Below are 22,032 nucleotides of genomic sequence, written 5' to 3'. Positions count from 1 at the left end.
TTCAGTTGGCCGATGCGTCGAGGAAGCGCGCAAACGTCGGCGCATCGGGGTAAGAAGATTGCGTGCCGAGGCCGGTGACCGAGCAGGCCGAGTAGGCCACCGCCTGGTGCATGGCCTGGCGAATATTGCCGTCCTGACTCCAGTGCCGGGCGAAGCAGCCAATGAAGGCGTCACCGGCACCGGTGGTGTCATGCGCCTGAACCTTGACCCCTGGCACCTGCCATTCGCCTTCGGCGCCGACGTACAGCGCCCCTTGTTCGCCCAGGGTGACGATGACGTGGCGTACACCCAGCGTGACCAATTGCCGTGCCGCCTGAGCCGCCTCTTCGGCGCACGTCACCGGCTGGCCGCTGATCAGTGCCAGCTCGCTTTCGTTGGGGATCAGGAAATCCAGCTGCGCCAGGTGCTCGCGGCTCAGGCCGGCCAAGGCCGGCGCCGGATTGAGCAGCACCGGGATGGCATGCCGATGAGCGAAGGCGATGGCGTGGTAAACGGTCGCCAGCTCGACTTCCAGTTGCAGCACAATCAACGCGCAATCGCGCAGCTGCGCCTCGGCCCGGTCGATATCGGCCGGGCTCAAGTGGGCATTGGCGCCTTTGACGATGAGAATGCTGTTGTGGGAGTTCTCCTGAACGAAGATCGGCGCCACGCCGCTCGACACGCCCGGCACCCGTTCGACGAAGCGCGTATCAATGCCCAGCCGTTGAAAGTTGGCCAGGGTGGTATCGGCAAAAGCATCGTCGCCGACCTTGCTGAGCATCAGCACGTCCGCGCCCAACAGCGCTGCGGCAGCGGCCTGATTGGCACCCTTGCCGCCGCAGCCCATGGCAAAACGCGGTGCTTCGAGCGTCTCGCCTTGGGCAGGCATGCGTTCGATGTAAGTAATCAGGTCGACCATGTTGCTGCCGATGACTGCAATCTTGCTCATTGTTATTTTGACCTCACCAGCGCCGATGGAAGCCTCGACGGCTTTATTTATGTTATTTAAATAACATTTTCTGTGAGGATTCAATCTTTATTTTTTGATGTGAGCGTGCGCTATCAAAACGCCTGTAGGGCGTTTTGGTGGCCGTTTTAGAGCGGAGACGGGGTTGTCGCGCGCGTGAGGCGTGCCCCTGAATAATTGATTCCACGGCCATTTTTTCAGACCCCGGAAACCACAAAACCCCTGAATTCGTTGAAGAATTCAGGGGTTTTGTGTATTTCAAATATGGCGGTGAAGGAGGGATTCGAACCCTTCTACCAATGCACCTATGCCGCTGTAGGCCGCTTAGGGCTTGAGGGTATCGACATTAAGCTGGCCTGTAGCGGTCTTAGGCGGCTGGCGCTTGGTCCTAAAATGGTCCTAGCTTCGGCGAGCTGTTTTCTTTGTCGTCAGGCCGGAAACCCATCATCTGCGATACGAGGCCAGCAAGGCTCTTCGTGTCACCAGGTATCCATCGACCGTAGTGTTTCTTCACCATTGTGGTGTCGGTGTGGCCCAGTTGTCGAGCCACCCACTCTACAGGCACGTAGCTCGACAGAGCCTGGCTGGCAAATGTATGGCGGCACTGGTTCGGCCCTCGATGTCGAACGCCGACAGATTTAAGATGCCCGCCGAACCAACGGCCGACGCTGGACGCGTGCCACGGCTCGCCGCTTTGGCCGTTTCGGAACACAAAGCGCACGCTCTCTCGCTTCACCGTAATATTGTCGCGCTGAACGACATCAATCGTGACGGCCGGCAGATCGAGCGTGATCGCATGCTGTGCGCGCAGGTAGTGTATGGCGGGATCAATCAGCTCCACGCGCCTGGCGCGACTCTTCTCTTTCGGGATTTTGTATTCCGTTTCAACTCGCGCACGTCGAACCATGATCGTGCCGCTCTCCAGATCTACGTCATCCCACCCCAACGCGATCAACTCAGACACAGATAGGCCTGCCCAGCAATCGAACAGGATCATGTTGATGTCTTGTTGCCGAGCTGTTTTGATCTTGCTCAGTTTCTCCATTTCGTCCCTGGTGAATGGGTCCGCGCTGTCATCATCCGCGTCTCGCTCAATGTTCTTTATTCGTTCAAGCGGGTTAGAGCGAATGGCCCCATCGGCATAGGCATCGCCCCAGACCCCGCGCACTACGGTGAAAATGTCGTTCACCGTCTTTGGTGACAGTCCGCTTTTGAGTAGCTGAGCCTGGAACAACTCCAGATCGCTCTTGTTGACGTCTGCAATTCTCTGTTTACCGAATTTCGCCGTAACGTGTTTTGCCTTGGACTGATAGTTTCGGCTGGTGCTGCTCGCCTTCCTGGCCACCTGCACCTCCATCCAGCGCACAACCCCCTCTGTGACTGTACGCTTGGAGTCGCCGCCCGCCCGGCCAGATAGCGCTGCCGCCCGCGCGGAGTCTGGAAAGTGCGCGAGGTAATCAAACCGGCCTTCCTTTATCTCTGCGAGTATCGTCTGGCGCTTGTTATTTGCGTAGGCAATCGAGGCCTTGTTGATCTTCGGAACACCGGCCAGCGGCTCCTTGCATCGTTGACCGTTGAGGTAAAACGAGATGCGCAGCAGGTTTCCTTGGATCTCGACGCCTGTTGGCAGCTTCTCGGTCATGGCCTTCCTTCCATCCATTTTTCTATCGCCTGACGACTGTAAACTACCCGGTTTGCCGGGTCTTTGCGCCAGTGCTTGCCCTCCAGCCACAACCCGTTTGATCGATATTTGCGAGCGGCCTCGGTTGTGATTCCGAAGATTGGTAGCAGCAGTTCCTGACGGAACCACAGTCCTGGGTGAACCTGATATTCAGCTTTCTGTATTGCGGCCATGATTGGCGGTCCTCAATTATATTTAGTTTGATCTGGTCCGCACTGGGCGGCGGAAGGGATTACAGATTGACGGTAAGGCAGCTCGGATCGAACGGCTTGCCTTCGGGGTCTGGCACTAACACGGGTACGTGCTGACGGATGAAGTCATCGAAGCATTGAGGGCAGTAAACTGCACGGGTCGTAATAAGCTGGACGTGCCCCTTGTAATCGCACTTCGGGCACTTGATCGCGCTGGGCTGGACGACGCCCATCGTGATTCCTGAACCGCTCGGTTCTACTTTTATTGATGCTTTCATGGGTACACCTCGCCCGCCGGTCACCGGCAGGCTGTAAAGGGGAAGGGGATATCAGGCAGGTACTGCCGATTACTGCTATGGTCCAAGCAGCCAGCAGGCGCTGGGTTAGCACCAAGGAGATGCATGGTCATGGAATGCACCACAACCACGAACGAGGTATACGGGCCGTACAACGCCAAGCTGGGTCAGCGCGGTGCCGACGGCAACATCTGGTCGGGCAGGACCCTCATTTTCAGAATCATCGACGACCGGGTCTACTCAATGCACGAGCAGTACCTGGGCCGGTTCAAGTACGGTATGGCGATGACTGACCGGGGAGCGCTGATCTTTATGGTGCGGTAGGCTCACGCCGCCACGCGCTTGAACTCGACGGCCCAGACCCACGGGTTCGACTGCCATGAGCCGTCGCCATTGATCATCGTCCAGAGCCCGGCGAACAGTTCCTGCGGCGAATAGTCATTTCCGTCTGGGTCGATGTCCTGTTTACAGCTCATGACACCCTCGTCCAGCGCCTGCTCTTCGCTGATTTCCTGCAAGCGCTCTACACGCACATCGGTGATCTCCAGCAGGATGCGGCTGACCCAGCGCGGCATGTGGATGCTTGGCTTCCAGGTTGGCTGCTCCTGCTCGTAAGGGGCCAGTCCGTCGGCTGCATAGACCAGCGTCCCGTCGTTGTGCGCTTCACCTATGTCCAAGTCATCCGGCTTGAGGTAGGGCCCGCGCATAACTTCGAAGTGATCGCAGTACCAGGTCTCGCGCACCCACAGCCGGTCGCCCGCCTTGCCGTATGGGCATTTAGGCAGGGCTGCATAAGGTTGGGATCCGGTAGGCAGCCACCAGTCGTGGCTATGGCCAGAATGATGCGACTCAAGTGCTGGCTTTACGGACCACGGCCCTTCGCAGTACTGCGGCTTTACCACTCGCCGCGTGACTGTCTTCTGGTCCGACAGGATGGCGCGCACCATCGGAGCCGAGAAAAGGATGGGGCGTTCTTTGGTTTGGTTGATCAATGGCATAGCTCCGTCCCGCCCATCGAAGGCAGGATCATTACGAAAGACATGTTAGGTACCAGTTGACATACACTGTCACCAGATACCGCGGTATTCGCCGAACTGTGCGCGATAGCGCAGGCGAGCGAAAAACTTCAACGGAAAATACTGGAAGAAACCATACATGGACATCGAAGAAGTAAAGCAAGCTCTTGTTCGTACGGAGCAAACTTTAAGTACCGCGCACTTCGGATTAAATATTTTGAATTTCGGACCTCCTGAGCAAAAATCTGCCGGATTGCGGAACGTACTTGTATTTGGCAGGTCAGTAACATTTGTTATACAAAATCTAAAAACTATTGTCGGCGAGCAAAAGTTTACTGCTTGGTACAGCCCCCATCAGGAACGAATGAAAGCAGATCCATTAATGAAATACTTTGTTGAAGCCAGAAACAATCTTGAAAAACGAGGGCAGTTAGACGTTAATCGGGAGATTAATGTTAAGTCCTTTAACTCCAATATACTCAGCGGTCTCGAAAAACCACCGTTTGATAGCACTGGCTTTTTCGTCGGTGACGAAACCGGGGGTTCCGGTTGGCTTTTGGATATTGGGGACGGAGAGCCGATTAAATACTACGTTCAGATACCATCATCGCTTGTTGAGGCGAAGCAGGTTTTTCATAGTATGCCTGAGTCGGTTCCAGAGCATTTAAGGGAGCTTAGTACTAGTGAGCTGTGCAAAATTTACTTAGCGGCGCTGGGCGATATCGTCGAATCTGCGAAGACGGAGTTCCTGCCGCCGCCTAGGTCTCGCCCTCATCTAAGATTGGTCAAGGGGTGATTAGCTAGGCGGCGATTGCCGGGCGCGCGAGTAGCTTGGCGAGCAGTCGCCAGAAGAGATTGATCATGCTGCCACCTGGTGTTGAGTTGATGTGCGCCACGGGTCGTTTGCTCGAGCAAGTGCAGCCATCGGCGGCGGGCTGACGCTGTTGCCGCACATGTGCACCTGCTGGGTTTTGTTGAAGGGCTTGCCGTCGGCACCGTGGGTGATGACGTAGTCGGCGGGAAATCCCTGGGCCTTGTACAGCTCGGCCGGTTTGAGCATTCGCAGGCAGATGTCGACGATCACGTAGGGCGTGCCCTTGACCATGACGGTGACCAGCGCCAGGCGATCTTTGGTCGTGATCGTTGGTGACGGTTCGCCCGCGCCGCTTACGTTTTCGGTCCCGTAGTAACTGATCAGGAACGCGGCAACGCGCAGCGCACCTTCCTCATGCTCCGGGGAGAGCCTGAGCGATACGACAGAGCTTTTACCGCCTCCACCTGCCGTAACGGTAGGCGCTGGCTCATCCAGAGGCTGGCCGACGCTGGCACCGAACTGCCGCTCCATGAATGCTGTCACCATTCCGTGGTGCTGGCCGCCGGCGCTGATCGTGTGCAGCGGATCATTCACGTCCCGCGCATCACAGTTACCGCGCAGGTGCACCAGGTTTGCGGCCACAAGAGCGTGGTGCTGACCAGTTGTCAGGGTCGGTACCGGACTTTCAAGATTCGTCGGCCCGTGGCCCGTTGTGTTGGTGATCAGCGTCGCGGTCACCAGTTGCTGCTGGCTGCCAGTATTGGTGATTGTCGTCATAGGCTCGTCAGCGCCTTTGGCGTCGGTAGTGTTGAAGCCACCGTTCATCTGAGCCATGAATGCAGTGGACACCGCTCGGTGATTCCGCGTCATCAATGTCCCGACGGGCTGATCTGCCGCCACCGGCTTGCCTGCATACACTGGCCCGCCAGCACCCACGAGAATCGAACTCGTCAGCGCGTGCTTCACTCCTCCGGCAACGACCGTTCCCAGCGGTTGGTCGATTCCCGGCACGCGAGGTTGCTGGCCTTCGCGCTCGCCGTAGCCAGACTGGATCAGGGTAGGGCTGATCAGCGTCAGCTCGCCACGGTTGGCGCAAGTAACTGTCGGCAGTGGCTCCAAAGGATCGTTGATGCGGTCGCTGCCTTGGTGGGTCGCCGGTGCGATGACCGGGCTGACGACCGAGAATGCGCCGCCTTTTGGGTATGACGTCACGGTGCGCAACGGCTCGTTGGCCGACTGCACTGTCTCACCTGACCAGTTCGCAATCGGGACGATGAACGGGGCGGGGTTGTCGATGACGAACTTCTTCATGCCCTTGGCGACCCGGCGCAGGGTGGCGGGAGCCAAGTCTTTCTTGCGACCGAAGATGCTTTTGCCCAGGTCGGTGAAGTCGATGCACTCGGCCGCTGTCCTCCAAGGCTTTTGGCCTTTGGTGGGGCGCTTGGCGTGGGTCGGCTCCGGCCACACGATCGGCTGCCCGTCGCAGCGGGCAATCATGAACAGGCGTTCCCGGCTGGTGGGCGCGCCGAAGTCGCACGCCTTAATCACTCGCCATTCGACCACGTAACCGTGCTGCTCCAGGAGCTCCACAAAACGTTTCCAGGTGTTGCCTTTGCGCTCGGGGTTTGGGACGAGGAACTGCTCACCTACAGGAACAATCTCGCCGGGTGAGGCAACCACCTTCACCAGCACTTCTTTGCCCTTTTTGTTCACGCCTGGCACCAGCTTGAGGATCCGGCCAGTCGCTTTATCGCGCTTGGCCACCAGCGGCCCCCATTGCAGGATCTGCTTCACGTTCTCAAGGCTGATGACGCGGGGCTTCTTCTTGCCTGCCCACTTCAAGCCGATCCACGACAGGTTGCGGATCTCGCGTTTACGCGGCTGGCCGCCGGCTGCCTGGCTGTGGTGGGTGCAATCCGGGCTCATGTGGAACCAGCCCACGGCCTTGCCACCGCATTCCGTATCCGGATCGCCGTCAAACACGTCGGTCGTAAAGTGCTTCGCACCCGGGTGATTCACAGTGTGCATGCTGATCGCCGCTGCGCTGTGATTTTTGGCCACGCTGACGGTGCGCCCAAGGCCCATTTCAAGCCCGGTCCCAGCACCGCCGCCACCGCAAAAAAAGTCCACAACGATCTCATCGTCTTGCGGATTGAAGCCAAGGCCGTACTGGGTTTTGAAATCGAAGGGGTGTTTCTTCTGGTGAGCGGACATAGTTCATCCTCGGCTGTGTGCCGTGATCTATTGGAGGTGGGGTAGTCAGTTACGCGGATGCGATAATGTCGGCTTCGGCCATCTCGCAAAAAAAGGAGCATGAAGGCAGTTTTTCGTTGCGACGCACCGGGCCTTCGCCCAGATCGCGCAGTGAAAAGCGCACATTGGTCGTCCTATTGCGGTGCAGGTAGGAGCCAGAACCGAGAGTGTCCTGCACCTGGCACAGCGCCTCAAACTGCTCCGGGAAATCTTCTCGGATCGCGCGAAAGTATCCTTCGCCACCCTTCACGCAGCCGATGCAGTTCGCGTTGTCGTAACCCAATCGGTACATGAAGGGGAGTTCGATGCCTGCTCGTTCGACCATCGCCTTGCAGTCTTCCTTGCCCAAGCCGCGATCAATCAGTGGCGCGATGACAGGGCGATCAGGGTTTCGCTCCCGGAATGTGTCCAGCCGATCCTGCTCTTCGGCTGTATAACCGAAGACCATGACGTCACCTGGCTGTTTCCATGTATCCAGTAGCCGGCGCTTGAGAAGCTTGGTGCAGGGAGCGCCATATTGATTCTTCATATACCGCTCACGCCGGAAGACCTCGATGATGTCTGCGCCGTACTTGGTATCGCGCAGCTCGGTCACCGGCCTGCCGAACCACGCTTCACAGTCCGCGAGGAAGCGCCGGCTGTCTTCGTGCTCGTTGGCGAGGAATGCGTTGATGATCTGCACGTCGTGAGTGGCGCCGTACTCGGCGATTGCCAGCTTGGTCGCCACCGCCGAGGCAGCACCGCAACTGAACTGGCAAACAATGCGCGATTCGGTGATGACCATTTGATTACCTCAAGCCACCTGCGCAGGCGGGTTCATTGCGAAGTAGATGCGGGCGCAGGCCTCGGTGTCCGGGCGCGCGCGGTGGCCACCGACCAGCTCTTCGCCGGTGAAGTGGCGCAGGGCCTCGGCCACGGTCGGGACCTTGTATTGCTTGCCGAAGCCTGCACGGATCATCTTGGCGGTGGGCGGGCACTGAACAATGTTCTTGCTCGATTGACAGGTGCAGTAGTTCGGCACGGCCTTGAACTCGTTCGCTGCCTGCTCGCCGATGAACCGCTTGATGGCGATACGCATGATACGGTCATCGAAGCTGACGTTATGCGCGACCCGCAGACCAGCCTTCTCGTAGACGCGCAGGAAACCGCCCAAGGCTTCCTGTTCCGGAATGCCATGCTCGAGCGCCATTTCGGTGGTGATGCCGTGGATCGCTGCGACGTCGTCAGGGATGACCCAGCCGTCTGGGCGGATCATCGCTTCGAATGAATCAACCAGCTCGCCTTGCGGGGTGTAGAGCAGAATGCAGATATCGACCAGATGAGGCTGACGCGGATCATCGCTTGGGTCGCGGAATAGCGGCAGGCCGGTGGTTTCAGTGTCGTAAATCGCGATCAGTTGGGACATTTGGTTTTCTCCAGGCGAAAAGAAAGCGCCCGTAGGCGCTCTGTGGTGTTGCGTGGGTTCGGTTAGCTGGCTTGCTGCAACTGGACGTCGCCACCGGCTATGCCGCCTTCGATCCACACCGTGTCAATCTCGTCACGCATCTTGGGTGGCTTCTCTTTGAGCGAGCCACACACGATGGCAGTTTCGATATCGCCGGACCTGGCCAGCGCAACCAGCATGCCGAACAACTGGCCGCGAACTGCTGGCAGCAGAACGTCGAAGCGGTCCAGCACGATCAGTTTCAGGCCGCACGCGATGGTGATGGCCGTGCCGATCAGCGCATCACACCGCCAGCGCTCAGACTCGGACAGCAGCACGTAAGCGCGGCCACCGGCAGTGATTGCCATGTCGCCGCCGATGGCAGTGACCGGCCAGCCAGCGAGCGTGCAAAGGCGTTTCAGGCTGTTGTTGATCGGTTGCAGCGCCCCGGCAAGGATTTCACCGGGGATGCCGTCCGGAGCGAGAGCCTTCTCGATCAGAATCCAGTCCAGCACGTCTTTGTGGTGCTTAGCGGCGTCGGCAGCAATCTTGCCAGCGTTGGCGATGGTGTTCAGACGATCCCGGACCATAGTCGCTTTGGCCTCGGCGCGGGTTCGGATATCACGCTGCACCTGAATGGCACTTTCGCAACGAGTGATATCGGCTTCGCTGGAGCTTTGCGGCGTGCTTTCGATGTGGGCAGCCAGGTCACGCTGGGCGGCAAGGGCTGCATCGATCCGCAGTCGGTCATTGTTACGTGTGCTTTCAAGAAGCCTAACGGCCTCGGCGGCCTTCTTCACTTCCGCCTGAGCCTCGGTCAGCTTTTTGGCGTCGGCAGTTTTGCCCTTGAACACCTCAACCTGCTGGCCCACAACCTTCAACTTGACGTGGCAGCTCGGGCACTCGCACGGCGATTCGCCGTTGTACGCCTGGACAGCGTCCTGCCATTGCTTGAGCTTTGGCTGCCACTCTGCCAGTGATTCCTCGGTTGCGATCAGCTTTGCGCGCTCCCGGTCCAGCAGTTTCGCTTTCTCTTCAAGGTCTGTTTTGCGCGCAGCCCAGTTGGCGCTGGCGTTCAGGTTCGCCTTGAGCTCGCCCAGGTACTGGTTGCCCTTGTCGATCTCTATCGCGGCCTTGCCTTGCTCGGCTTGCGCCGCCTCAAGGTCCGCTGGCGTCACCTCGGGCACACCCTCTGGCAGCTCGTCGATGAAGACAGCCCAGCATTCAGCCTTTTCGGTACCGTAGGCCTCGCCGGTGATGGCCTTCCACGCGCCCCGGCTTTCGCTGGTGTTCGACTTGGCCTGTTCCTGAGCAGCCGCAAAGCCGCTCAGCAAAAGCGGCTTGATGGCTTCAACCTTTTTCGGATCGGCACCCTTGGCCAGCAGCTTCTCGGCCACGACCGCAGGTTTGGCGCTGGATTTGGTCAGCGCGAACAACAGCGAGCGTTTGGCCTTGTCGTCCAGCTTGGCGAAAGCATCCGGGTTCAGCACGAAGGGCAGATATTCCTGGCCATCCACGTCGGTGCGCTCACCCTTGCCGGTGGGCAGGGTGATGGTGCTGGCCGCGCCGTCGTGCCCGATGATGATCTGGCCTTTCTTCTGGCCCTCGGTGATCAGCATCTTGTAGTCGCCCTTCTTGGCGACGCGGGCGGCTTCGCCCAGTGCCAGGCCGATGGCCTCTTTCAGGCTGGATTTACCGGCACCGTTGTGACCGCACACCATGGTGATGGGCGCGGTCAGCTCCAGGTTGGCGTTGCTCAGGCCTTGGAAGTTTTCGATGTAGATCGATTCGATTTTCATGCTGGCGTTACTCCACGCAAAGGCTGCCGAGTTCGGCAATGACCTTGTAGGTGTTATCGATGGACTGCTCGGCTTCGGTTTCCAGCTCGATGACGTTGTTGTCGACGAGGCGCAGCAGCAGGGTGGTGGCTTGATCGCTATCGATGGCCAGACGACGTTGCAGCCATGTCACGTCCACGGTGGTGGCGTGCAGCACAACCAGCTGGCTGGCGTCTTCGTAGGTGTAATCGCCGAACTCTTTGCCGTGCAGTTGCTGGTGTTCTTCCATCGCCTGCTTGTGCTGTTGCGGTGCCTGCTGCAGATCCTTTTGCTCTACCTCGTCGAAGTCCGGTTCATCTTCCTCAGACTTGAACCGACCGCGGTGCATAGCTTCTGCAATGGCTCCGGCGCTCAATGGCAATTCGCGCTGGTCACGCTCGGCGCGGATGCCGTCTTTGCCCTCCGCGTAGTCGTTCGGAGCCAGCACCAGCAAGCAGAGTTTCCCCGCCACGTCGATCAGCCCATGCCGGTTAGGGTCTTGAGCATCAATCGCGGCGGTCACTGTGATGGCCTTGGCCTTGAACTTGGCGTCAACCACTGTCACCGGGATGGTGTCGACGCTGCGCGAGCTGATGATGCTGATAGCAGCGGTCACAGCGTCTTCGGCCAGCGAGGTGAGGCGGTCGATCACTTCCTGCTGATCTTCTTCGCTCAGGCGGGGAAACGGCGCTTTGATATTGCGCAGCTCGAACAGCGCAGCCTCGACGAGGTCGTGCACCATCAACTGGTGAGCAAGCACCATAGGGTGGACGCCATGCATACGGGCGCGATTGATCGCTTCGATGTGTTCTATCTTCATGGGTGTTCCTCAGTTATTGGCGATGCGCTCCAGCGTCTGGCGCTGTGCGGGGCTCAGGTGGGTGCGCGGGCCGTGGCGCTTGAAGCCGGCCCGAATGTCGTCGGTAAAGGTCACTTCCCAGTCGTTGGCCGCCAGTAACTCGGCGGCGGCCAACAGCACGGCGAATTCCTCCACCCGGTCGTATTGCTCTTCGACGGATAGGGCGGCCATGGCGGGTTACTCGAAAGCCAGGCCGTCGGTGTCGGCTGGCTCTGGCGTCACGGTGTCGGGAGTTTCTGGTGCCGGATCAGCGGTTTTTGTCGCGTTTTCCGCCGTTTCTGTGACGATTTCGCCTGTTTTTGTATCAACCGACTGGCCGTCTTCTTCGATGATCGACGGTGCTTCGGGCTCTTTGTTGCGCAGGTCGCTGACGTCCACCGAGTAGGTGCCTGCGCCATCGGCAGTAGCGTCGATGAAATCCTCAACCTCTTCGCGTGACTGCAAGCCCATCAGCAGCTCAGGGGCATACAGACGGCCCAGCATGCTTGCCGCCCGGTAGCGCAACATCACTTCCTGCATCGTCAGCCACTTGCTGCCGTTCTTGGTCAGCCAACCCTCATCAATGGCCATTTGCATGGAAATCGTCGGGCCGTTGAGACGGTCACCGGTTTCTTTCTCGATCACCCAGGCCGTACAGGTTTGGTGTTTGATCTTCGCCTTGCGTGGTTCTGAAACCTTATTGCCGTCTTTCCAGAACGTGGCGGTGTAGGTCAGTTCTTCTGTCTTGCCGGGTTCGCTCAGGTCAAAGCGCAGCGGGCTGAAACGACCGCAACTGTTGAGCATCGCGATGATGAACTGGCTTGACCAAGACGGCCGACCCTCGATCACGTACAGGTTCTGCATGACCATCAGCGGGTCAGCGCCCATGCGCAACGCCATGTTCAGCGCGACTACGCAGTTGGGCAGGCCGGCCGGGTTCGGGATGTGGCCAGTGACCTTGCCGTAATTCTTTACCTCGGTGAAAGCGCGGTACTGGACTGGCACCAACGTCGAACCGGCGAGCGCTTTGGCAACACGCTGCAGTTGTTCAAAGCCGGAGCCGGTCAGCAGCGACATCGGGGCATCGTTCTTTGGTGTGGCGACAGCGCTGGTCTGCATCTGCGCCAGTGAGGTGGTTTGCTGGGTCATGGTCGTTTACTCGTGGTAGGGGCAGGTTGACCAGCGCGGGCAATACTTCGCGCTGCATAGGAAACTCTGGGGGTTTGGCGGGAACAGGCCGGTGCGGAACATTTCGGCACCGATCTGGATCAGGCCGGGAAAGTCTTCGGTGCCGACCATCATTTGCTTGGCGCTGCGAATCTCGCCGATGCCGACTTCCGGCTTGCCCTTCGTTTTCAGCCCGATGATGTGGGCCGGGGCGGTGCAGGGCTCGCCAGTCGTGTGTTCTTCAAGGATTTCGTAGGTGCCGATCTGCGCGGCGTGGCCTTTCGTCTTCGCCACGCCCTCACTGACGGCAGCGCCGCCCGTCTTCACGTCAGCGATGCCCTTGCCGTCGCCGGTCTTGCAGATACGCGCCCGGTCGAGCTGGCCGGTCAGGCGAATGATCACGCCACCGCCGCAATCAATTTCCAGCGGCGTGGCTGTGCGCTCGACTGCCAGGTATTCGTAGCGCGGGCTGACCTCGTTGCAATACTTCGTGTGCAGGGGCAGGGCGATGCGCTCAGCCTCCTGGATGGTCAGCTTGTCGGCCTTCCAATCGACTTCACGGTCAGGGTTGCGCAACGTGTGGATGAGCAGCTCGGCGGTGTCGTAAGCGCTCAGGTTGCTGCCGTTCATACGGGACACGTCGAACGCCGCGGTGCTGGCGTGGATCGACGTTCCCAGGTGGGCGCGTGGGCTGCTCGGGCTCTTGATGCCCAGCAAGTGAACGCCTTCCCATTTGTAAGCGCAGTCGAACAGCGAGCCCCACGACGAGGCGCGGACGGTGGTTACGCTCATACTCTGGCCCTCGCCTGAGCGAACGCTTGGAGCATCGCAGATGTAGAGGGAAGAGCATTAATGCAAACCATTGCCGCTTTGGCGCAGTCTTCTTGCTCAAACCATCCGAAGTGGCACTGGGCAACAGGTATTCCCATTTCCTTCGCCAGCCATTCGTAAGCCATCGTGCGCGTGTACCCACGGGCTTCTTTGAACTTGTGGAACAAATCTTTGCTGGTGTTGCGGTCTTTGCGAAGCTGGGCGGTAGCCAGCGTGCCCAGCGGAATATCCGTCGAGGGATGCAGGCCGACGTAGGCTTTGCAATCAGTGCAGAGATAGGCGTAAGGCCATTCCCCGTAGGAGCGTCCGTTATAGATTTCGCTGTTGCACACCAGCGACACGTCGCCGGCGCAGTAGCGGCATTGGGCAGGCGCTGGCAGAGGATTTTTTACGCGTTTAAGTGCACGGCGACTGACGTGAGGCAGCGGCGCAGGTGCAGCAATACGCTCGGGGGCGTTTGCCCGAGGATCGATCGGCATGGGTTTACCTATTGAGTGATCAGGCCGCCGATTGCGGGGCCGAAGAGGGTGATTGCGAAGAAGAGGGCGCCGGTGATGGCCGACACCCACCAGATGCGGCGGCGGGTGATGCGCTGGTGGCGGGTCAAAACGGCACGTCCAGAAGGCAGCGCCCAGCCGCTACGATGCCTCGTTTGATTTTTCCGGCTTCAACACGTAGCGCCGCTTTCCTGTCCAGCAGCATCGCCAGTTCCCGCTGTGCGTCGCTGATGGGGTCATGATCGTCAGGGGCGCGGCAGCCTTGAACATGCTCGATTGCATGCTGCCAGCCTCGCCAGCGGTCGCCGTCTTCAAGGTATTCGGTTCGAACATCGTCGAGATGCACGCCGCCGTCTTCGCGCTGGAAGTCGGTCAAGAGCGCGATGCTCTGAGATACCGTGCGAATATCGCTACGGTTTTTGGCGTAGTCGGCAGCCAGCTTTGCGGCCCTGCCATATGCATTCTTCATGCGCACCTCGCAATAAGCATCCCGCGCTTGCTCAGCTTGAGCCGCATGGGTCCAGGCAAATCAGCGACCAAAAAAATGCCCCGACGATGCAGGGCTTCGATAATTCCTTTTATGTCTCTGGCAATGATCGTCACTGCGCACCCCCGTGTAACAAGTTGAGGGCACCGAGTCGGCGCCCCATGTTTTCGCTGCGCAATGCCAGGCGACGCCTTGACGCCGCCTCGCTTGCCCTGTCTTCAAAATCCACTAACTGACGCTCATCGATGAAGCCGTGGGCGTAATTGGCTTGAATCATCCCCTTGACGAACTCGGCGTCGGGGTACTGCGACGTGCCGATCTGCGCTATCTGGCGTTCGATCATCGTCACTGCGTTGGCTGAGCGGTTCATGCTGCCCACCGCTGCCTGAACAGGCTGCTGTCAATCTCACGCCAGAGTGCTGCCCGGATCTGCGCATCGTGCAGTCGTGAGGCTTCGCGCAAGTCCCATCCAGAGCAGTCCATGCGGATGCCGGCGCTGTCGTAGGTGATGCCGGACAGCAGCTTGTATTCAAGTTCGCGGGTGCCGATGCAATCCCAATCGCTGTCGCGGTTGTTCGGCTGGGGCGGGCTGTTCTCGCAATGGGTTACGTCCACTTGAAGGACAAACCCCTCAACAATCACTTCATGGATCATGTGTTCGCCCTCCAATGTGGCGTTTGTTTGCATCCCAAAACCCGCTCAACATCGAACGGGCAGAGGTGATGCATTCGTTATTGCCAACGGCCCCGAGGTCTATACGGCGCAGCCAGTGTGGGTATCGCCCACGCCCAGCGCGTCAAAGCCTTTCCAAGCCATCAGCGGTGAATCGTTTGGTTTTTAAAGAGCGCTGGCTTTCGCCGGATTCCATATCTGCGCTAATCGCAGAATATGTTTTGCATTATGCGCAGAATTAATTCTGCGTCAAGCGCAGATTTTGAGGGAGGCAAAAAGAGGGCGAAAAAAAGCCCGCACGGGGCGGGCTCATTTCAAAGGAGAAGGATCACTTTTTATTCGCGGGGCACTCTGGATAAGCTTTTTTCAGAGCTTCAGTCACCAAAGTAGCTGCTGGCCAGTTCCAATCTTCAGGATGCGCCCGCAGGTATTTTACGACGATTGCACCACTCTGGCCGTGTGTGACGTTGCTTGGTGGGCAGAACAAGATTCCACTACCAAGCTCGGTAATGCCTATCACATAGCCGATAAATAAACCGTTTCCAAACGTTCCTTTAGTGGCTTCAAAGTCGGGAATAAATTCAACCAAATCATTTCCGGTGAAGGACCATGCAGTGCTAGGCGCAATGATTGAGGCAAGAATTAACAATACCTTGATCATATTCATATTCATATTCATACTCGTAATTTTCCCTATTAGAGTCCGCTCATCTTGGTATCAATTACCCGACCAATAACTTTGAAGCTGCCGCCCAGCTCTATCGTCCTGTAGCTGGGGTTCAATGGGCGTAGATACTTGTTCCCAGCGTCTTCAATGTATTGCTTGAATGTGCTTTCGCCGTTTTCCAGCTTCACCACGTAATATTTGCTACTGATCAATTCTGCCTCGGGCCTCACAAGGATGCGTGAGCCTTCGGGAAAGCTTGGATTGCCCGCGCAGGTCATAGAATCCCCACGCACATCAAGCCAAAATCCGTTTTCTCCAGCGTTTTCTACAGATGCGAGCCATGTTTCCGCATCACCCGGGTAGTTGTCGTAGGATTCCGTCCATTCGCCGGCACTTACCCAACTGATCAATGGATATTCCTTAGGCCCCCTGTTTGGCTGCAGGGCCATCTGCACGTTCGACATTCCACTGTCTTGGGGCGAGTCCAATCCCTGACCGATCTGAGCCAGTTTGATGCCGAGTACGTCCATTATCCGCTTGAGCTTCTCTGGCGTGGTGCTTTGAAGCCCGCGCTCTAGGCGTGACAAGTTTCCAGTGTCGTAGTCGACCTGGTTGGCGAGTTGTTCCTGCGAAAGCTTTTTGGCTTTCCGCGCGTTCTTGATGATCTGTCCAATTTCCATGGCGCTGATTTTCCGGTGTTGCTGCGTTATGCGCAAAGCGGTTGGCGCAGAATTTGTTTGCTTTAAATCTGCGCTAATCGCAGAATCGCTCCTGAAATCCATTCAGGGCACAGCCATGACTCCCTTAAAACGTGCACGAACCGCCAGGAAATGGACGCTCGCCGATGTCTCGGCACGTCTTTCCCAGTTAGGTGACACCATCGATTCCGGCAACTTGTCCCGCGTAGAGCGTGGGGTCCAGCGTGCATCCACAGCGCTGGCCGAAAACTTGAGTCGGGTATTCGATGGAGAGATCACTGAAATCCATATCCTCTATCCGGAGCGCTTCAAAGGCGCTTCTGAGGCTGCCTGACCATGTCGACGAACTCAGTAAGCCCGGATACAGACGAAACCGCACGGGAGACGGAAACCCTGATCTTGCAGCGGGTTTTGTCCGTGGGTCAGAAAGAGATAGCCCGTGAAACCGGGTTGAGTGAGTCCACGGTTTCGAGGTGGAACGAGGGAGAGTACGCAAGATGGGCCAAGGTGCTGTCGTTCCTCGGCCTGCGCGTCGTTCCGCAGTCCGCGATGCTCGTGACGCCTGCCTACCTGCACTCGCTGGAAACCCTGGCAGAGATCGGGTTGAAGGCTGAGAAAAAGCGGCCTGGCCCGCTCGGGTGGGATTGATCATGGATTGGCTCAGACTCTGGCATGACATGCCCAATGACCCGAAGTGGCGGACGATCGCCCGCGTCTCAGGTCGATCCATCTCGGAAGTTATGGCGATTTACTGCCATTTGCTGGTGATGGCCTCCTCAAATCCTGACCGTGGTCACGTAGACGGATTGTTCTGTCACGACATGTCACGCGAAAACGTGACAAGCGTGACATGTCACGAAATCAATTTTATCGAGGGTCTTTCCACCGCTCTCGACCTCGATATCGCACACGTCAGATCCATTCTTGATGCCATGCAGGGTCGCGTTCTTGACGGCGACTTGGTATCCGGGTGGGAAGTGCGCCAGCCGAAGCGTGAGGACGCAAGGGTCAATGAATTCGGTGCTAAATCGGCAGCCCAGCGAAAACGAGAAGAGCGCGAACGAAAAAAAGCTGCTGCTCAAAACGCAGCTAGTCACGACATGTCACACACCGACACGCCATGTCACGACAGAGAAGAGGAGAGGAGATTAGATAAAACACCACCACCTCTCTACGCGCAGGACGTTTTCGACTCTCGGGCCAAGTTCAGCATGAACCCCGATTGGCTCCCTTGCGAAAAGACATTCGCCGCCATGCTGACCATGAACGGCATGGCCAACCAGCAGTTCGACGAAGAGCAACTGCTCGAATTCAAGTCGTTCTGGATCGCATCCCCTGACGAACACCGCACCCAAGCCAAGTGGGAACACGCACTTGCCCAGCATTTGAAACGTGACCTTCGCCACCAGCAGGCCAACGGGAGATCTACCGATGGAAACCAAAACGCCGAACTATCGGGAAATTCCCAAGGCCATCAGGGCAGTGGTTCCCAAGATCGCAACCAGCGACCTGCTCGACAGGGCCCCCTCTCTGCTCCAGACCGTGTCCGAGCCGCAATCGCAGAGCGCGATGCTCTCGAGAACGCTGCTCGACAAGCTGTGGATCAAGATGGCTGAATTCTACGGACACCGCTGGACCTCAAGCTTTGGCGTGATCGCTGACCCTGAACACACCTGGGCCAAGGTCCTTGCTGGCGTCACCGGCACCCAGCTTGCCAACGGCTTGCACGCGCTGATCGAGCGTGGTGATGAATTCGACTGGCCACCACCTGCGAACGTATTCCTGTCGCTGTGCTTGCAGGTCAAGGGCCTACCGACCGAGGCGCAGGCGTGGGACGAAGCCAGGTCAGGCAAGTACACCCACGAAGCCGTGCGCATTGCCGCAGAAGCCACCAGCACGTTCGACCTGCACGGATCAGACAGCAACGACAAGGCGCTGCGCCAACGCTTCGAACGCAACTACGCCATCGTCATGCGCAGGGCTCAGACCGGCCAACAGCTGGAAGGGCGCATTGCTCACGGCGTCGGCCACGACAGCATGCGCGATCCGCGACAGGTCCAGCTCGAGCATTCCCGCAAGGAAGGCGATCGCATTCTCGATGTCCTCGAAATCCCCAAAGACCCCAAGGCCTGCCGCGCCATGCTGCTGGCAAAGCTCGGCATCCGGAGAAGCGCGAATGTCTGACCACAAGCCCGTCACGTTCCTCGTTCCCGGTGAGCCAATCGGCAAGGGTAGGCCACGCATGACCACCGTCAACGGCCATGCGCGTGCGTTCACGCCGACCAAGACCGCAGACTACGAATCCCGCATCGCCATCGCTGCGCACGAGGTCATGGCCGAACGCGAGCTGCTGGCAGGCCCTGTCCTGATGGAACTGCGCATCATGGTTCCCATCGCCGCGTCATGGTCGAAGAAGAAAACCGCCCAGGCACTGGCAGGCCAGGTCATGCCCACTAAGAAACCAGACGCCGACAACGTCCTGAAAGCCATCTGTGACGGTATCAACGGCATCGTATTCAGGGATGACGTGCAGGTCGTTAACGTCTCCCTGAGCAAGCGTTTCAGCTCCACGCCCGGCGTGTACGTGCGTGTTGTCCCCCTCGAGGCATTGCCATCATGACCACGCCCAAACTGATCTGGACCACGCACAAACTCGCCGACGGTTGGGTGCTGCTGTGTGTCGAAGCCAATCTTGAACAGCCAGGAGAGCCCCAGGCGATGCTCGGTTTCAAGCGCGCCGTACACCCGTTCCACTTCGACGAGGCCAGCGAACCGGTTGTAGCGTTCACGCATGTCATCGCTGAAATGACTGACGCGATTATGTGGGGGGCAGCGGGGCATAGCGCACTGGATCATTGCCTGCCTCGCCTTCGAGGTCTTTGTGCTTGATGACACTTTTAGCGTGCCACAAGGGGTTGCCGTCATGAGCATCGCCACAGTGACTCAGATCGGCGGCCCAAGCGAGGCGCGCAAAAGCACGGCGGAAGAAATCAAGCAAATCACGGGCAAGTGCCCGTCACTGAACAGAGAATTGAAGACGGGAGAAGCGGCATGATGTATCGGAACGTTGTAGCGGCAGTGGTCCGGGCGCTTGCTGCGGAAACCATCAACTCAGCCGGCGGCTGCGACTTTGAGCAGAAGGTTCAATGCGCAAAGCAGAAGGGTGAGATCGTCGGCAATGAGGATGCGTTCCTGACCGACTGCTGGGTTTTCGGCCGCCTGCACAAGGCGCTGAGCCCAGAGCACTGGCGCGCGCTAGTGGCGAAGTTCTCCACGCACACAGATCGCAAGCACGCGGCGATCACCGAAATCACCAAGCAGTACCGGTCTCCGGCGCCAGAGCGGTTTCGTCATTGCGCCATCGTCACCTGGGCCATGCCAAAGCTGCCTGGCGTTGATGGCAAGCGCAGTACAAATGTTCTTCCAGCCGCCTGGTACGAGATGGACAACTGGAGCGACGACCCGCATCCCATCAAAACGCAGGAGCGTTGGAGACGTGACATTCGCAAGGGGCTCGAAAGCGCGGTAGACGTCGCCCTGACCGAAGCTCAGCACATTTTGGAGGCTGAAGGCATTTTGATTGCAGATTGAGTTTGACGGCGACTGAGCCAGTGAGCCATTATCCACCCCATCCTGTCATTCCTGCGTGCATAGGGGATTGACCACAAAAGCCCGGCTTAACCGTCGGGCTTTTTTTGTGCCTGCGATTTACCCCAACCCCTTGGAAACGCTGATCGCCAAGTTCAGCGAGGGCCTCATTCGTACCTTGTTCCTCATTGGCCGCCCTGACGGCCCTTTTTATTCCGGAGTAAAGATGGACCCAACCGACCTCGGCCCAGGCACAGCTACCTGGCTGGGCGGTACGGGCACAATCCTGCTGGGTGGCTTCCTGTGGTTGAGGAAATTCCTCTCCAGGGACGCGACCGACCGTGCAATGGACAACGCCGATATCGGCACCGTCCGCAGGCTGAACGAACTGCTCGACTCTGAACGCATTGCACGGAAAGAGGCCGAGGCCCGTGCCGATCAGTTCGCCAAAGAACGCAACGAACTCGCCGCTGCTGTCGGCAGGATGGAAGGGCGAATTGATGCCCTCACCAGCCAGGTCGCGCAGCTCACCGACAAAGTGACATCGCAGAGCTCGGAGATCTCCCGTCTGCGCACTCAACTCGGAGGAAACAGCTGATGGAAAAATGCGCAATCAATTTCATGGCCCGCCACTGGTGGAGACGAGTCGAGGTTTGGCTGATCGCAGTCGTGCTGCTGGCCGGTGGCGCAATGCTGGGCTTTCAGGTCGCCGAGTGGCGTCTGTCCAGTTGGTACACCGCCCAGGTCGCCGAAGTTCGCCGGGGTTACGACGAAGCCACCATTCAGCGTGATATGCGTCTGAACAAGCTGGCCAAGTCCGCCACCGAAGCAGCTGTGAAGGTTGAAGGTGCCGCCGGCAAGGCTACCGAAGCGGCAGAGGTTGCCAGTAAGGCCGCCGACAAGGTCAACGAGGCGGTAGAGCGGCAGACGCCGTAACGCGCCACACAGTGGAGTAGCGCATGAGCATGAAAATCATAGAGATCAAGCGTGAGGGGTGGCGTGATGCTGCGAAAACCCTGCGCAAGATTGCTGACGACCTCGATGCGGGTGAGCATCCAGAGTGCACGGTAGGCGCATTGACGCTGATCGGACCGAAGGGGGAAGTGACAGTATTCGGTCTCGGCCCGAAGTGTGACGACCTGCAATGCTTGGGGGCTATGCGCCTGGGTGAGCAGAAACTGATTGACGTGCTGCTAGATACTGACGACTGAGTATGCGGGAGGGGCGGGAAATCGTTTCATTCTCGATTTCGTTCATCGCAATCGTCTTGCGCCTCTTTCGATGTTTGATGCTTTGCGAGTGATTTGCCATTTTCCTCTGTAACCACATGAAACTCTTTGGATTCAATTGGAACGTAGTCCAATTCATTGCCTTGGTGATTTGATTTTTTAGGGCGTTTCTCAACGAAGAATTTCTTAGTCATTTCGCGTTTCCTCTGCAAGATTAATTTAAGCCTTCGCTTGCGCTGACAAGCGGGGGCTACAAGTGTTAAGAGGTTTAGCATGGAAAGGCCATATCCTGCAGCAACATTAGTCGTTGTCTCGGATATGTCCAACTCCGGCATACGCCTCACTCCCGCGCCTGATGTGCTGGAGTGGGTCCAAACCGAGATCGTTGCCAACACCGGCAGCATCCACAACGAAGACCATGCCCATCTGATTGATGCTGACATTTGCATCATGTGGGCCTCGTCTGCATTCACGAAGCAGGGTCGCACAGTGCTGGGCCAGGCCGAACAGGTAGCGTTCCGTGCCGGGGGTTGGCAGAAGGCTCGGATGGAACAGCAGATGCGTGACTGGTTCGGCTTCGTGCCGAGCTACATCATCACCCTGGCCGCCGATTACTGCTCACAGTGCAGCGACGCTGATTTCTGCGCACTGGTTGAGCATGAGCTGTACCACATCGCCCAGGCAACCGATCAGTACGGCGCGCCCAAGTTCACGCAAGACGGATTACCGAAGCTTGAGATGCGCGGCCACGACGTCGAAGAGTTCGTCGGTGTGGTCCGTCGCTATGGGGCAAGCCCAGACGTTCAGCGACTGGTCGACGCTGCAAACAAGCCTGCTGAGGTAGGTAAATTGAATATTTCGAGGGCCTGCGGAACCTGTCTGCTCAAGTCGGCCTGACTCCATGACAGGTTATGACGGATG

The 22,032-nt window shown here is 58.2% G+C and carries 34 protein-coding genes; 14 read left to right on the top strand and 20 right to left on the bottom strand.

Annotated features, from left to right (window positions below):
• Nucleotide 1: 1 nt before the first annotated feature.
• The 4 genes from rbsK to PCPL58_RS19430 all read right to left on the bottom strand — a co-directional run bounded on the left by rbsK (nucleotide 2) and on the right by PCPL58_RS19430 (nucleotide 3,051).
• Nucleotides 2-928 carry a ribokinase gene (gene rbsK, locus PCPL58_RS19445; protein WP_065350214.1) on the bottom strand — a complete coding sequence of 309 codons (927 nt, stop codon included), beginning with the start codon at nucleotides 926-928 and terminating at the stop codon, nucleotides 2-4.
• A 406-nt stretch (nucleotides 929-1,334) separates the two neighbouring features.
• Nucleotides 1,335-2,588 (bottom strand): site-specific integrase, encoded by a 1,254-nt coding sequence (locus PCPL58_RS19440; RefSeq protein ID WP_005740793.1) that lies wholly within the window; start codon nucleotides 2,586-2,588, stop codon nucleotides 1,335-1,337.
• Nucleotides 2,585-2,800 (bottom strand): excisionase family protein, encoded by a 216-nt coding sequence (gene xisR / locus PCPL58_RS19435; protein ID WP_003378582.1) that lies wholly within the window; start codon nucleotides 2,798-2,800, stop codon nucleotides 2,585-2,587. Before xisR ends, PCPL58_RS19440 begins: the two co-directional genes overlap by 4 nt.
• Nucleotides 2,801-2,859: 59 nt before the next feature.
• On the bottom strand, nucleotides 2,860-3,051 hold the full coding sequence (locus PCPL58_RS19430) for a hypothetical protein (RefSeq protein WP_005740792.1): 192 nt from the start codon (nucleotides 3,049-3,051) through the stop codon (nucleotides 2,860-2,862).
• A 168-nt stretch (nucleotides 3,052-3,219) separates the two neighbouring features.
• Between PCPL58_RS19430 and PCPL58_RS19425 the strand changes: the two genes are divergently transcribed.
• Nucleotides 3,220-3,438: a hypothetical protein gene (locus tag PCPL58_RS19425; RefSeq protein WP_005740791.1), complete on the top strand. Its 219-nt coding sequence runs from the start codon at nucleotides 3,220-3,222 to the stop codon at nucleotides 3,436-3,438.
• Between the two features lie 2 nt (nucleotides 3,439-3,440).
• On the opposite strand, the gene PCPL58_RS19420 is transcribed toward PCPL58_RS19425, so the two are convergent.
• Entirely contained in the window at nucleotides 3,441-4,112 is a 672-nt protein-coding gene (locus PCPL58_RS19420; RefSeq protein ID WP_005740790.1) for a hypothetical protein, read from the bottom strand.
• A gap of 157 nt (nucleotides 4,113-4,269) precedes the next feature.
• Here PCPL58_RS19420 and PCPL58_RS19415 point away from each other — a divergent pair, with 157 nt between their 5' ends.
• Nucleotides 4,270-4,926: a hypothetical protein gene (locus PCPL58_RS19415; RefSeq protein WP_065350213.1), complete on the top strand. Its 657-nt coding sequence runs from the start codon at nucleotides 4,270-4,272 to the stop codon at nucleotides 4,924-4,926.
• Between the two features lie 63 nt (nucleotides 4,927-4,989).
• Here PCPL58_RS19415 and PCPL58_RS19410 read toward each other — a convergent pair whose 3' ends face one another.
• From PCPL58_RS19410 to PCPL58_RS19345, 14 genes are all read right to left on the bottom strand, one after another.
• Nucleotides 4,990-7,158, bottom strand: a complete 2,169-nt coding sequence (locus PCPL58_RS19410) for a DNA cytosine methyltransferase (RefSeq protein ID WP_005740787.1) — start codon at nucleotides 7,156-7,158, stop codon at nucleotides 4,990-4,992.
• Nucleotides 7,159-7,207: 49 nt separating this feature from the next.
• Nucleotides 7,208-7,981, bottom strand: coding sequence for a hypothetical protein (locus PCPL58_RS19405; RefSeq protein ID WP_065350212.1), 774 nt, complete (start codon nucleotides 7,979-7,981; stop codon nucleotides 7,208-7,210).
• A gap of 9 nt (nucleotides 7,982-7,990) precedes the next feature.
• Nucleotides 7,991-8,602, bottom strand: coding sequence for a 3'-5' exonuclease (locus PCPL58_RS19400; protein WP_065350211.1), 612 nt, complete (start codon nucleotides 8,600-8,602; stop codon nucleotides 7,991-7,993).
• A gap of 62 nt (nucleotides 8,603-8,664) precedes the next feature.
• Nucleotides 8,665-10,419: an AAA family ATPase gene (locus PCPL58_RS19395; RefSeq protein ID WP_065350210.1), complete on the bottom strand. Its 1,755-nt coding sequence runs from the start codon at nucleotides 10,417-10,419 to the stop codon at nucleotides 8,665-8,667.
• 7 nt (nucleotides 10,420-10,426) lie between these two features.
• Complete coding sequence (locus PCPL58_RS19390; protein WP_065350209.1) at nucleotides 10,427-11,257, bottom strand: hypothetical protein; 831 nt, start codon at nucleotides 11,255-11,257, stop codon at nucleotides 10,427-10,429.
• A gap of 9 nt (nucleotides 11,258-11,266) precedes the next feature.
• A complete protein-coding gene (locus PCPL58_RS19385) occupies nucleotides 11,267-11,467 on the bottom strand; it encodes a hypothetical protein (protein WP_057458394.1) in 201 nt (66 codons plus the stop codon).
• A gap of 6 nt (nucleotides 11,468-11,473) precedes the next feature.
• On the bottom strand, nucleotides 11,474-12,424 hold the full coding sequence (locus tag PCPL58_RS19380) for a hypothetical protein (protein ID WP_065350208.1): 951 nt from the start codon (nucleotides 12,422-12,424) through the stop codon (nucleotides 11,474-11,476).
• A 6-nt stretch (nucleotides 12,425-12,430) separates the two neighbouring features.
• The gene (locus PCPL58_RS19375) at nucleotides 12,431-13,234 is read right to left on the bottom strand and encodes a PD-(D/E)XK nuclease family protein (RefSeq protein ID WP_065350207.1); all 804 of its coding nucleotides are present in this window, start codon (nucleotides 13,232-13,234) and stop codon (nucleotides 12,431-12,433) included.
• On the bottom strand, nucleotides 13,231-13,752 hold the full coding sequence (locus tag PCPL58_RS19370) for a zinc-finger-containing protein (RefSeq protein WP_065350206.1): 522 nt from the start codon (nucleotides 13,750-13,752) through the stop codon (nucleotides 13,231-13,233). The genes PCPL58_RS19375 and PCPL58_RS19370 overlap by 4 nt, the downstream gene beginning before the upstream one ends.
• A gap of 124 nt (nucleotides 13,753-13,876) precedes the next feature.
• Nucleotides 13,877-14,245 carry a hypothetical protein gene (locus tag PCPL58_RS19365; RefSeq protein ID WP_157893914.1) on the bottom strand — a complete coding sequence of 123 codons (369 nt, stop codon included), beginning with the start codon at nucleotides 14,243-14,245 and terminating at the stop codon, nucleotides 13,877-13,879.
• A 124-nt stretch (nucleotides 14,246-14,369) separates the two neighbouring features.
• The gene (locus PCPL58_RS19360; RefSeq protein ID WP_065350204.1) at nucleotides 14,370-14,627 is read right to left on the bottom strand and encodes a hypothetical protein; all 258 of its coding nucleotides are present in this window, start codon (nucleotides 14,625-14,627) and stop codon (nucleotides 14,370-14,372) included.
• On the bottom strand, nucleotides 14,624-14,911 hold the full coding sequence (locus tag PCPL58_RS19355) for a hypothetical protein (RefSeq protein ID WP_065350203.1): 288 nt from the start codon (nucleotides 14,909-14,911) through the stop codon (nucleotides 14,624-14,626). The genes PCPL58_RS19360 and PCPL58_RS19355 overlap by 4 nt, the downstream gene beginning before the upstream one ends.
• Nucleotides 14,912-15,257: 346 nt before the next feature.
• Nucleotides 15,258-15,596 carry a Rap1a/Tai family immunity protein gene (locus PCPL58_RS19350; protein ID WP_157893913.1) on the bottom strand — a complete coding sequence of 113 codons (339 nt, stop codon included), beginning with the start codon at nucleotides 15,594-15,596 and terminating at the stop codon, nucleotides 15,258-15,260.
• A gap of 29 nt (nucleotides 15,597-15,625) precedes the next feature.
• Complete coding sequence (locus tag PCPL58_RS19345; RefSeq protein WP_065350201.1) at nucleotides 15,626-16,276, bottom strand: helix-turn-helix domain-containing protein; 651 nt, start codon at nucleotides 16,274-16,276, stop codon at nucleotides 15,626-15,628.
• A gap of 115 nt (nucleotides 16,277-16,391) precedes the next feature.
• Here PCPL58_RS19345 and PCPL58_RS19340 point away from each other — a divergent pair, with 115 nt between their 5' ends.
• The 11 genes from PCPL58_RS19340 (at nucleotide 16,392) to PCPL58_RS19290 (ending at nucleotide 21,093) form a co-directional block, all read left to right on the top strand.
• A complete protein-coding gene (locus PCPL58_RS19340) occupies nucleotides 16,392-16,628 on the top strand; it encodes a helix-turn-helix domain-containing protein (RefSeq protein ID WP_065351082.1) in 237 nt (78 codons plus the stop codon).
• Between the two features lie 2 nt (nucleotides 16,629-16,630).
• Nucleotides 16,631-16,942, top strand: coding sequence for a CII family transcriptional regulator (locus PCPL58_RS19335; RefSeq protein WP_065350200.1), 312 nt, complete (start codon nucleotides 16,631-16,633; stop codon nucleotides 16,940-16,942).
• A gap of 2 nt (nucleotides 16,943-16,944) precedes the next feature.
• Nucleotides 16,945-17,910 (top strand): DnaT-like ssDNA-binding domain-containing protein, encoded by a 966-nt coding sequence (locus tag PCPL58_RS30975; RefSeq protein WP_157893912.1) that lies wholly within the window; start codon nucleotides 16,945-16,947, stop codon nucleotides 17,908-17,910.
• Nucleotides 17,903-18,478, top strand: coding sequence for a hypothetical protein (locus PCPL58_RS19320; protein WP_157893940.1), 576 nt, complete (start codon nucleotides 17,903-17,905; stop codon nucleotides 18,476-18,478). Before PCPL58_RS30975 ends, PCPL58_RS19320 begins: the two co-directional genes overlap by 8 nt.
• Nucleotides 18,471-18,914, top strand: coding sequence for a RusA family crossover junction endodeoxyribonuclease (locus PCPL58_RS19315; RefSeq protein WP_065350196.1), 444 nt, complete (start codon nucleotides 18,471-18,473; stop codon nucleotides 18,912-18,914). The genes PCPL58_RS19320 and PCPL58_RS19315 overlap by 8 nt, the downstream gene beginning before the upstream one ends.
• Nucleotides 18,911-19,183: a hypothetical protein gene (locus tag PCPL58_RS19310; protein WP_065350195.1), complete on the top strand. Its 273-nt coding sequence runs from the start codon at nucleotides 18,911-18,913 to the stop codon at nucleotides 19,181-19,183. The genes PCPL58_RS19315 and PCPL58_RS19310 overlap by 4 nt, the downstream gene beginning before the upstream one ends.
• Nucleotides 19,184-19,217: 34 nt before the next feature.
• Nucleotides 19,218-19,349: a hypothetical protein gene (locus PCPL58_RS32355; protein ID WP_269453952.1), complete on the top strand. Its 132-nt coding sequence runs from the start codon at nucleotides 19,218-19,220 to the stop codon at nucleotides 19,347-19,349.
• On the top strand, nucleotides 19,346-19,885 hold the full coding sequence (locus tag PCPL58_RS19305) for a hypothetical protein (RefSeq protein ID WP_065350194.1): 540 nt from the start codon (nucleotides 19,346-19,348) through the stop codon (nucleotides 19,883-19,885). The genes PCPL58_RS32355 and PCPL58_RS19305 overlap by 4 nt, the downstream gene beginning before the upstream one ends.
• A 223-nt stretch (nucleotides 19,886-20,108) precedes the next feature.
• The gene (locus PCPL58_RS19300; RefSeq protein ID WP_007244263.1) at nucleotides 20,109-20,480 is read left to right on the top strand and encodes a hypothetical protein; all 372 of its coding nucleotides are present in this window, start codon (nucleotides 20,109-20,111) and stop codon (nucleotides 20,478-20,480) included.
• Nucleotides 20,480-20,818 carry a hypothetical protein gene (locus PCPL58_RS19295; RefSeq protein ID WP_065350193.1) on the top strand — a complete coding sequence of 113 codons (339 nt, stop codon included), beginning with the start codon at nucleotides 20,480-20,482 and terminating at the stop codon, nucleotides 20,816-20,818. The genes PCPL58_RS19300 and PCPL58_RS19295 overlap by 1 nt, the downstream gene beginning before the upstream one ends.
• Nucleotides 20,819-20,847: 29 nt before the next feature.
• The gene (locus PCPL58_RS19290) at nucleotides 20,848-21,093 is read left to right on the top strand and encodes a hypothetical protein (protein WP_413788846.1); all 246 of its coding nucleotides are present in this window, start codon (nucleotides 20,848-20,850) and stop codon (nucleotides 21,091-21,093) included.
• 26 nt (nucleotides 21,094-21,119) lie between these two features.
• Here PCPL58_RS19290 and PCPL58_RS19285 read toward each other — a convergent pair whose 3' ends face one another.
• Nucleotides 21,120-21,305, bottom strand: a complete 186-nt coding sequence (locus PCPL58_RS19285; protein WP_157893911.1) for a hypothetical protein — start codon at nucleotides 21,303-21,305, stop codon at nucleotides 21,120-21,122.
• Nucleotides 21,306-21,384: 79 nt separating this feature from the next.
• Between PCPL58_RS19285 and PCPL58_RS19280 the strand changes: the two genes are divergently transcribed.
• Complete coding sequence (locus tag PCPL58_RS19280; protein WP_065350190.1) at nucleotides 21,385-22,008, top strand: putative metallopeptidase; 624 nt, start codon at nucleotides 21,385-21,387, stop codon at nucleotides 22,006-22,008.
• Nucleotides 22,009-22,032 lie beyond the last annotated feature (24 nt).

The organism is Pseudomonas cerasi, from assembly GCF_900074915.1.
In the GTDB taxonomy this organism is placed as follows: Bacteria; Pseudomonadota; Gammaproteobacteria; order Pseudomonadales; family Pseudomonadaceae; genus Aquipseudomonas; species Aquipseudomonas cerasi.
This window is presented reverse-complemented; position numbering and strand designations above follow the sequence as displayed.

Coding starts and splice junctions, on each gene's coding strand:
- PCPL58_RS19410 (WP_005740787.1), bottom strand. CDS start 7,158: ATGTCCGCTCACCAGAAGAAACACCCCTTCGATTTCAAAACCCAGTAC.
- PCPL58_RS30975 (WP_157893912.1), top strand. CDS start 16,945: ATGGATTGGCTCAGACTCTGGCATGACATGCCCAATGACCCGAAGTGG.
- PCPL58_RS19375 (WP_065350207.1), bottom strand. CDS start 13,234: ATGAGCGTAACCACCGTCCGCGCCTCGTCGTGGGGCTCGCTGTTCGAC.
- xisR (WP_003378582.1), bottom strand. CDS start 2,800: ATGGCCGCAATACAGAAAGCTGAATATCAGGTTCACCCAGGACTGTGG.
- PCPL58_RS19280 (WP_065350190.1), top strand. CDS start 21,385: ATGGAAAGGCCATATCCTGCAGCAACATTAGTCGTTGTCTCGGATATG.
- PCPL58_RS19305 (WP_065350194.1), top strand. CDS start 19,346: ATGATGTATCGGAACGTTGTAGCGGCAGTGGTCCGGGCGCTTGCTGCG.
- PCPL58_RS19425 (WP_005740791.1), top strand. CDS start 3,220: ATGGTCATGGAATGCACCACAACCACGAACGAGGTATACGGGCCGTAC.
- PCPL58_RS19370 (WP_065350206.1), bottom strand. CDS start 13,752: ATGCCGATCGATCCTCGGGCAAACGCCCCCGAGCGTATTGCTGCACCT.
- PCPL58_RS19350 (WP_157893913.1), bottom strand. CDS start 15,596: ATGAATATGATCAAGGTATTGTTAATTCTTGCCTCAATCATTGCGCCT.
- PCPL58_RS19415 (WP_065350213.1), top strand. CDS start 4,270: ATGGACATCGAAGAAGTAAAGCAAGCTCTTGTTCGTACGGAGCAAACT.
- rbsK (WP_065350214.1), bottom strand. CDS start 928: ATGAGCAAGATTGCAGTCATCGGCAGCAACATGGTCGACCTGATTACT.
- PCPL58_RS19310 (WP_065350195.1), top strand. CDS start 18,911: ATGACCACGCCCAAACTGATCTGGACCACGCACAAACTCGCCGACGGT.
- PCPL58_RS19380 (WP_065350208.1), bottom strand. CDS start 12,424: ATGACCCAGCAAACCACCTCACTGGCGCAGATGCAGACCAGCGCTGTC.
- PCPL58_RS19315 (WP_065350196.1), top strand. CDS start 18,471: ATGTCTGACCACAAGCCCGTCACGTTCCTCGTTCCCGGTGAGCCAATC.
- PCPL58_RS19335 (WP_065350200.1), top strand. CDS start 16,631: ATGTCGACGAACTCAGTAAGCCCGGATACAGACGAAACCGCACGGGAG.
- PCPL58_RS19385 (WP_057458394.1), bottom strand. CDS start 11,467: ATGGCCGCCCTATCCGTCGAAGAGCAATACGACCGGGTGGAGGAATTC.
- PCPL58_RS19395 (WP_065350210.1), bottom strand. CDS start 10,419: ATGAAAATCGAATCGATCTACATCGAAAACTTCCAAGGCCTGAGCAAC.
- PCPL58_RS32355 (WP_269453952.1), top strand. CDS start 19,218: ATGAGCATCGCCACAGTGACTCAGATCGGCGGCCCAAGCGAGGCGCGC.
- PCPL58_RS19360 (WP_065350204.1), bottom strand. CDS start 14,627: ATGAACCGCTCAGCCAACGCAGTGACGATGATCGAACGCCAGATAGCG.
- PCPL58_RS19290 (WP_413788846.1), top strand. CDS start 20,848: ATGAAAATCATAGAGATCAAGCGTGAGGGGTGGCGTGATGCTGCGAAA.
- PCPL58_RS19440 (WP_005740793.1), bottom strand. CDS start 2,588: ATGACCGAGAAGCTGCCAACAGGCGTCGAGATCCAAGGAAACCTGCTG.
- PCPL58_RS19300 (WP_007244263.1), top strand. CDS start 20,109: ATGGACCCAACCGACCTCGGCCCAGGCACAGCTACCTGGCTGGGCGGT.
- PCPL58_RS19345 (WP_065350201.1), bottom strand. CDS start 16,276: ATGGAAATTGGACAGATCATCAAGAACGCGCGGAAAGCCAAAAAGCTT.
- PCPL58_RS19355 (WP_065350203.1), bottom strand. CDS start 14,911: ATGATCCATGAAGTGATTGTTGAGGGGTTTGTCCTTCAAGTGGACGTA.
- PCPL58_RS19295 (WP_065350193.1), top strand. CDS start 20,480: ATGGAAAAATGCGCAATCAATTTCATGGCCCGCCACTGGTGGAGACGA.
- PCPL58_RS19285 (WP_157893911.1), bottom strand. CDS start 21,305: ATGACTAAGAAATTCTTCGTTGAGAAACGCCCTAAAAAATCAAATCAC.
- PCPL58_RS19405 (WP_065350212.1), bottom strand. CDS start 7,981: ATGGTCATCACCGAATCGCGCATTGTTTGCCAGTTCAGTTGCGGTGCT.
- PCPL58_RS19430 (WP_005740792.1), bottom strand. CDS start 3,051: ATGGGCGTCGTCCAGCCCAGCGCGATCAAGTGCCCGAAGTGCGATTAC.
- PCPL58_RS19340 (WP_065351082.1), top strand. CDS start 16,392: ATGACTCCCTTAAAACGTGCACGAACCGCCAGGAAATGGACGCTCGCC.
- PCPL58_RS19420 (WP_005740790.1), bottom strand. CDS start 4,112: ATGCCATTGATCAACCAAACCAAAGAACGCCCCATCCTTTTCTCGGCT.
- PCPL58_RS19390 (WP_065350209.1), bottom strand. CDS start 11,257: ATGAAGATAGAACACATCGAAGCGATCAATCGCGCCCGTATGCATGGC.
- PCPL58_RS19320 (WP_157893940.1), top strand. CDS start 17,903: ATGGCTGAATTCTACGGACACCGCTGGACCTCAAGCTTTGGCGTGATC.
- PCPL58_RS19400 (WP_065350211.1), bottom strand. CDS start 8,602: ATGTCCCAACTGATCGCGATTTACGACACTGAAACCACCGGCCTGCCG.